The organism is Achromobacter sp., assembly GCF_057314935.1.
In genome coordinates this window covers 1-6,461 of record NZ_DBHKZA010000153.1, presented here as the reverse complement: position 1 = coordinate 6,461, position 6,461 = coordinate 1, and the positions used below count along the sequence as shown (strand labels likewise).

5 protein-coding genes and 1 tRNA gene are annotated in these 6,461 nt (G+C 66.0%); 4 read left to right on the top strand and 2 right to left on the bottom strand.

Annotation, left to right across the window (positions count from 1 at the left end; all coding sequences use genetic code 11):
- The first annotated feature begins 75 nt into the window (after nt 1-75).
- Complete coding sequence (locus ACO6D5_RS29195) at nt 76-1,716, top strand: FMN-binding glutamate synthase family protein (RefSeq protein WP_485827325.1); 1,641 nt, start codon at nt 76-78, stop codon at nt 1,714-1,716.
- Nucleotides 1,717-1,743: 27 nt separating this feature from the next.
- On the opposite strand, the gene ACO6D5_RS29190 is transcribed toward ACO6D5_RS29195, so the two are convergent.
- Both ACO6D5_RS29190 and ACO6D5_RS29185 read right to left on the bottom strand, forming a co-directional pair.
- On the bottom strand, nt 1,744-3,120 hold the full coding sequence (locus ACO6D5_RS29190; RefSeq protein ID WP_485827326.1) for a phospholipase D-like domain-containing protein: 1,377 nt from the start codon (nt 3,118-3,120) through the stop codon (nt 1,744-1,746).
- A gap of 138 nt (nt 3,121-3,258) precedes the next feature.
- Nucleotides 3,259-3,591, bottom strand: coding sequence for an ElaB/YgaM/YqjD family protein (locus tag ACO6D5_RS29185; protein ID WP_315844604.1), 333 nt, complete (start codon nt 3,589-3,591; stop codon nt 3,259-3,261).
- A 335-nt stretch (nt 3,592-3,926) separates the two neighbouring features.
- On the opposite strand from ACO6D5_RS29185, the gene egtD reads away from it, so the two are divergent.
- The 3 genes from egtD (at nt 3,927) to ACO6D5_RS29170 (ending at nt 6,461) form a co-directional block, all read left to right on the top strand.
- Complete coding sequence (gene egtD / locus ACO6D5_RS29180; protein WP_485827324.1) at nt 3,927-4,904, top strand: L-histidine N(alpha)-methyltransferase; 978 nt, start codon at nt 3,927-3,929, stop codon at nt 4,902-4,904.
- Between the two features lie 34 nt (nt 4,905-4,938).
- Entirely contained in the window at nt 4,939-6,255 is a 1,317-nt protein-coding gene (gene egtB / locus ACO6D5_RS29175; protein ID WP_485827323.1) for an ergothioneine biosynthesis protein EgtB, read from the top strand.
- Between the two features lie 129 nt (nt 6,256-6,384).
- Nucleotides 6,385-6,461, top strand: a tRNA-Met gene (locus ACO6D5_RS29170).

Genomic DNA, 6,461 nt, shown 5'->3' with positions numbered 1-6,461 from the left:
ATTTCAGGGGGCTTTCTTTTTTTTCGGCGGTTCAGCTGGTGTATGGTTGCTGCATTCCGCAACACGGAGAGGACTATGAGCTGGATCGTCGGCCGCTACACGGCCTTTATCTTGACCCTGGCGGGCGCCGCCGTCACCGCCGTGCTGGCGTTCACGAGTTCGCCCTGGTGGCTGTGGGCGGCCGTTCCGTTGGCGATGCTGGGGGCGCTTGGCGTCTATGACCTGATCCAGACCCGCCACGCCATCCGGCGCAACTATCCTGTCCTGGGCAATCTGCGTTTCCTGTTCGAATTCATCCGCCCCGAGATCCGCCAGTACTTCCTGGAAGACGACACGCAGGCCGCGCCGTTCTCGCGCGCGCAGCGCTCGATCGTGTACCAGCGTGCCAAGCGCGAAATCGACAAGCGGCCGTTCGGCACGCAGGAAGACGTCTACGGGGACCGTTACGAATGGATCAACCATTCCATGTCGCCTTCGCACATCAACGACACGGACTTCCGCGTCACGGTGGGTGGGCCCGACTGCAAGCAGCCCTATTCCATGTCGGCGTTCAACGTGTCGGCCATGAGCTTCGGCGCGCTGTCGGCCAACGCCATCCTGGCGCTGAACGAAGGGGCGCGCCAGGGCAATTTTGCGCATGACACCGGCGAAGGCGGCATCAGCCGCTATCACCGCCAACCGGGCGGCAGCCTGGTATGGAACATCGGTTCGGGCTACTTCGGTTGCCGCGACGAGCACGGCGCATTCTCGGAGGAAGCCTTCGTCAAGAACGCCTGTACGCCGCAGGTGAAGATGATCGAGATCAAGCTGTCCCAAGGCGCCAAGCCGGGGCACGGCGGCATCCTGCCCGCGGGCAAGGTCACGCCCGAAATCGCGGAGGCCCGTGGCGTCGCCGCGTGGCAGGACTGCAATTCTCCAGCCAGCCATTCGGCCTTCGACACGCCCATCGGGCTGATGAAGTTCGTGGCACGCTTGCGTGAACTGTCCGGCGGCAAGCCGGTGGGGTTCAAGTTCTGCGTGGGCCACCCGTGGGAATGGTTCGCTATCGTCAAGGCCATGCTGGAGACCGGCATCACGCCGGACTTCATCGTGGTGGATGGCGCCGAAGGCGGCACTGGCGCGGCACCCGTGGAGTTCGTCGACCACGTCGGCACGCCGCTGCGCGAAGCGCTGCGTCTGGTGCACAACACGCTGATCGGCGTGAACCTGCGCGACCGCATCAAGCTGGGCGCGTCAGGCAAGATCATCACCGCGTTCGACATGGCGCGCGTCATGGCCATGGGCGCCGACTGGTGCAACGCCGCGCGCGGCTTCATGTTCGCCATCGGCTGCATCCAGGCGCAGGCTTGCCATACCGGCAAATGCCCCACGGGCGTCACCACGCAAGACCCCATGCGCCAACGCGCGCTCGTCGTGCCGGACAAGGCGCAGCGCGTGGCTTACTTCCACAGCAACACGCTGCACGCCCTGGCGGAACTGCTGGCCGCCGCAGGCCTGACGCACCCCAACCAACTGCGTCCGCACCACATCGCGCGCCGCATCTCCTCCAGTGAAATCCGGCTGCTGTCAGCGCTGTTCCCGGAATTGGCCCCAGGCGAACTGCTGCGCGGCGAATTCCGCCATCAGGTGTTCCGGGTGGGCTGGGCGATGGCGCAAGCGCAGTCGTTCCAACCGACGCGCGACATCACCACGGCGCTGGCCGAACAGCACGTCTAACCCTACGCAAAGGCGGATGTCCGGACGCTATAGCCAGCGCTCGAACATCCGCGAAAAGAATTCCATGAACCGGTCGTCGGCGCCGCGGTCGCGCCAGTCTTCGGGCGTGATCTGCACCGAGTCGGCCACGTCGCGCTGGAACAAGGCCTCCATTTCGCCGGCGAATTCGGGGCCCAGCACCACCGCATTGATTTCGTAATTCAGCGCGAAGCTGCGCCAGTCCATATTGCTGGAACCCACGGTGGACCACACGCCGTCCACGACCGCCGTCTTGGCGTGCAGCAAGGCGTCGCGCCGCTCGTAGAGCTTCACGCCGGCGCGCAGCAAGTCCGTGTAGTGCGAACGCCCCGCGTTGAACACCAGCGACGAATCGCTGAACCCAGGCAGCACCAGCACCACGTCCACGCCGCGGCGCGCGGCGTCAGACAGCACGTCGATGAACGCCGGATCGGGCACGAAGTACGCCATCGTGATGTGGATGGATTTCTGCGCGCTCTCGAACGCGGACATCAGCGTCAGGTAGACCGTATAGCCGTCGCTGCGATCGGGCTGATTGGCCAGGATGCGCACGCGAGTGTCGCCCGCTGCCGGCGCGATCGGTGCGCCTCCCGCGGCAAGCGGCTCGTCGGACTGCGACGCCCAGCCGGCCTGGATGACCTGTTCAAGCTGCGCGACCGCCGGCCCTTCGATGCGCAGGTGGGTATCGCGCCACGGCGCCGTCTTCGCATCGCCCCCGCCCTTGCTTTCGCCTTTGCCCCCGCCGCGCACCGGAGTGGACCCCGCGCCCGACCCCGAGCCGCCCCCCGGCGAAGATTCGTACACGCTGCTGACGTTGATGCCGCCCAGGTAGCCAACCTTGCCGTCCACCACCAGCACTTTGCGGTGGTTGCGCTGATTGGGCGACCAGCCTGCCCGCGCACTGGCCGGATTGACGGGATTGAACACCGCCACCTGCACGCCCGCGTCCCGCAAGCGCTGGAACAGCGCATCCGGCGTCTTGATCGTGCCCACCGCGTCCACCATCAAGGCCACGCTGGCCCCGCGGTTGCGCGCCGCGATCAGGGCCTCGGCGAACCTCGCGCCCTCGGCGTCATCGTCGAAAATATAGGTTTCCATGTGCACGTACCGGCGAGCCTGCCCGATCGATTGCAGCATGGCCTGGTAGGTGCTGGGGCCGTCGGCCAACAACCGGACACGGTTGCCCGCCGACAGCGGCGAACCACTGACGGCCTGCTCGACGGCCAGATGGCGCGCCAGGAAATCGTCTTTGGGAGTCTTCGGATCGGCCGCGATGCCTTGACCGCGGCGATAGCTGTCGCGGGCCGCCTCGGCAGACAGGCCCGCTTGCGCCTTGCGCGCATCCCGTTCCTGCGCGTCCGGCACACTGGCGCAAGCGGCCAGCATGGAGACGGCGCAGGCCACGAACAGCGCATGTGCCCAGCGGCGCGCGCCGGGCAGCCATGAAGCCGCGCCCGAGCGCAATCCGCGCCGGCGCGCGGCCGGCGGCGGAGGCAGCACTGGCGGCCTCATGGCGAGACCGGCTTAGCGCCTGCCGCTTGCCACCAGGCAGCCCAGCAGCGCGCCGACCAGGGCTGCCACGCCGACGGACTTCCACGCATGTTCGTGCACGTACTCGTCGGCGTACGCCGTGGCACGGCGGGCGCGTTCGCGCGCCGCGCCTTCCCAGTCGCCCGCGTGGTCGCGGGCCTCGGCCAACTGCTGCTTCAGGCGAGCGCGGGCCGATTCGATTTCGGAGCCGGTATAGGAAGCCGTCGAACGCAAGAGGTCTTCCGTGCCAGCCAGCAGCTCATGGAAGCTGTCGTTGACCCGGTCGCGATGCAAAGCCATCTCGGCGCGTTGGTGCTTTCGATTCATAGTCGCTCCTTGTGAAGGTATTGGGCCTGCCCTTGTGCCGCCGCCCTGACGCGATTGCGCGTCCGCGACGCCATCCGGTTGACCATGTCCCCATTGTGCCGATCATTCGCCGGCACCGCCCGAGCTTTGGCAACCAGCGGTAAACCGATATTTCAGCGGAGCGAAACTTGCTGGGCGATTGCCGGGGCTAGCCGGGCCTGCTTTGCGCCGCGGCCGGCCGATTTCGTAAAAGTCCATTGCATTCAGCGGCTTAGCGCTTGACAGCGCGACCCCACTAGCCGCGACAATAGCCCTTTGCAATGCGATTCAACCGCCTCAAAAAAGGAAGTGAACGCATGGTTTCCCCTTCAGCAGTGCTGGCCCACACCGCGCAGGAATATCAGGCGCGCCCCTCCGTGGCCTTGAGCGCCGAACAAGTCGAACTGCGTGACGGCTTGCTGGATCACCCCGCTCATATCGATCCCAAATTCCTGTACGACGCGCTGGGCTCATCGCTTTTCACCGCCATCACCCAGTTGCCCGAGTACTACCCCACCCGCTGCGAAGCCGAGATCTTCCAGCGGCACGGCCAGGACATCGCGCGCCATATCGGCCCGGTGCAATCCATGATCGACCTGGGAGCGGGCGATTGCGTCAAGGCCGAGCGGCTGTTCGCCAGCCTGCGTCCGCGCCATTACGTGCCCATCGATATCTCCGCCGACTACCTCGAGGCCGCCGTGCGGCGCCTGCGGCTCTCCTATCCCGACCTGCGCGTGACCGCCATCGGGCAGGACTTCTCGCAAGCGCTGGCCTTGCCGTCCGGAATTCCCCCGGAACAGCGGCTGTTCTTCTACCCGGGCTCCAGCATCGGCAACCTCAGCCCTGACGACGCGCACGCCATGCTGCAGCGGATACGCGCGCAATGCGATGGCGGCGGCCTGCTGGTAGGCGTGGATCGCGTCAAGCCCAGGCAGGTCCTGGAGCCCGCTTACGACGACGCGCTGCACCTGACTGCGGCTTTCAACCTGAACCTGCTGCGCCACGTGAACCAGGTGCTGGACACCGACTTCAACGTGGGCGACTGGCGCCATGTCGCGCTGTTCAACGCCGCGCGCTCCCGCATCGAAATGCATCTGGAAGCGCAACGCGCGCTGCACGTGGCCTGGCCCGGCGGCGAACGCGACTTCAGCGCCGGCGAACGCATCCACACCGAGAATTCCTACAAGTTCACCCCGCAGGCCTTTTCCGACCTGCTGCAAAGCGCCGGGTATCGCGACGTTGCCCATTGGTCGGATTCTCGCGGCTGGTTTTCGGTTTTCAGCGCCCGCGCCTGACGCGGGCCCCCATCAACGCCACTGGAGGATCGCCATGGAACCTGCCTGCCTGCTGACTCACCCCGCCACCGGACCGTATGCCAGCGGACAGGCCGGCCAGCACGACCGCTTCGATGCGGTGCGAACCACCAGCACGGCGCTTGCCGCGCCGCTCAGCCCGGAAGACTGCCAGGTGCAATCGATGCCCGATTGCAGCCCAGTCAAATGGCATCTAGCGCACACCACCTGGTTCTTCGAGACCTTCCTGCTGACGCAATTCCATCCGCCCTACACGATGTTCCATCCGCAGTACCGGATGCTGTTCAACTCCTACTACAACGCGATCGGCGCCAAGCATCCGCGCCCGCAACGCGGCCTGCTCTCTCGGCCCTCGCTGGCCGACGTGCTGCAGTACCGCCAGCACGTGGACCGCGCCATGCACGATTTGATCTCGCGGCTGGGCGGCAACGACCCGGATTTCGACGCGCTGCTGGAATTGGGCCTGAACCACGAGCAGCAGCATCAGGAACTGATCCTGACCGACGTGAAGCACATGCTGTCGGCCAATCCGCTGAAACCGGCATATGTGGCCGCCGGCTCGCCCGCCCTTCCGCCAGGCACGCCGGCGGGCTGGACGCGCTATGGCGGCGGCATCAGCCGCATCGGCCACGACGGCCACGGCTTCGGCTTCGACAATGAAGGCCCCGCCCACGAGGTGCTGCTGGCGCCGTTCCATCTGGCAGACCGCCTCGTCACGCAGCACGAATTCCTGGCCTTCATCCGCGACGGCGGCTACAAGCGGCCTGAACTCTGGCTGTCGGCCGGGTGGGATCGCGTTTGCGCGGAAGGCTGGCGCGCCCCGCTGTACTGGGAGGGTCAGCGCGACGAGTGGCGCATGTTCACGCTGCGCGGCATGCAGGACCTGGAATTGCAGGCGCCGGTCACCCATGTCAGCTACTACGAGGCCGACGCGTATGCGCGCTGGGCCCGCGTGCGCCTGCCGCGAGAGGCTGAATGGGAGCACGCCGCCCGGCAACTGGCCGACCCCGTGTTTCCCGGCCGCGCGAACATGCTGGAAAACGGCCACCTGGACCCACGCCCCGCGCCGGCACGCAACGGCTCGGGCGGCCCCGTGCAGTTGTTCGGCGACGCCTGGGAATGGACGGCCAGCGCCTATGACGGCTACCCCGGCTACAAGCCCGACGCAGGCGCGGTCGGCGAATACAACGGCAAATTCATGTGCAACCAGTACGTGTTGCGCGGTGGCTCCTGCGCCACGCCGCGCGATCACATCCGCGCCAGTTACCGCAATTTTTTCCCGCCCGAAGCCCGGTGGCAATTCTCGGGCATCCGGCTTGCCCGGGACGCGTGAAACGCCCCTTCAAATTTTTGCCCACCCCCCGCTTGCATGGCAAAAAAGTTTCGTGCTAGAATTTCGTTCTTCGTTGCTCAGGGCCACAAAACAAGCACTGATTGACGAAGAAAGAAGCAAGACCCAGATGGCGCATTAGCTCAGCCGGTTAGAGCGACGGAATCATAATCCGCAGGTCCCCTGTTCGAATCAGGGATGCGCCACCA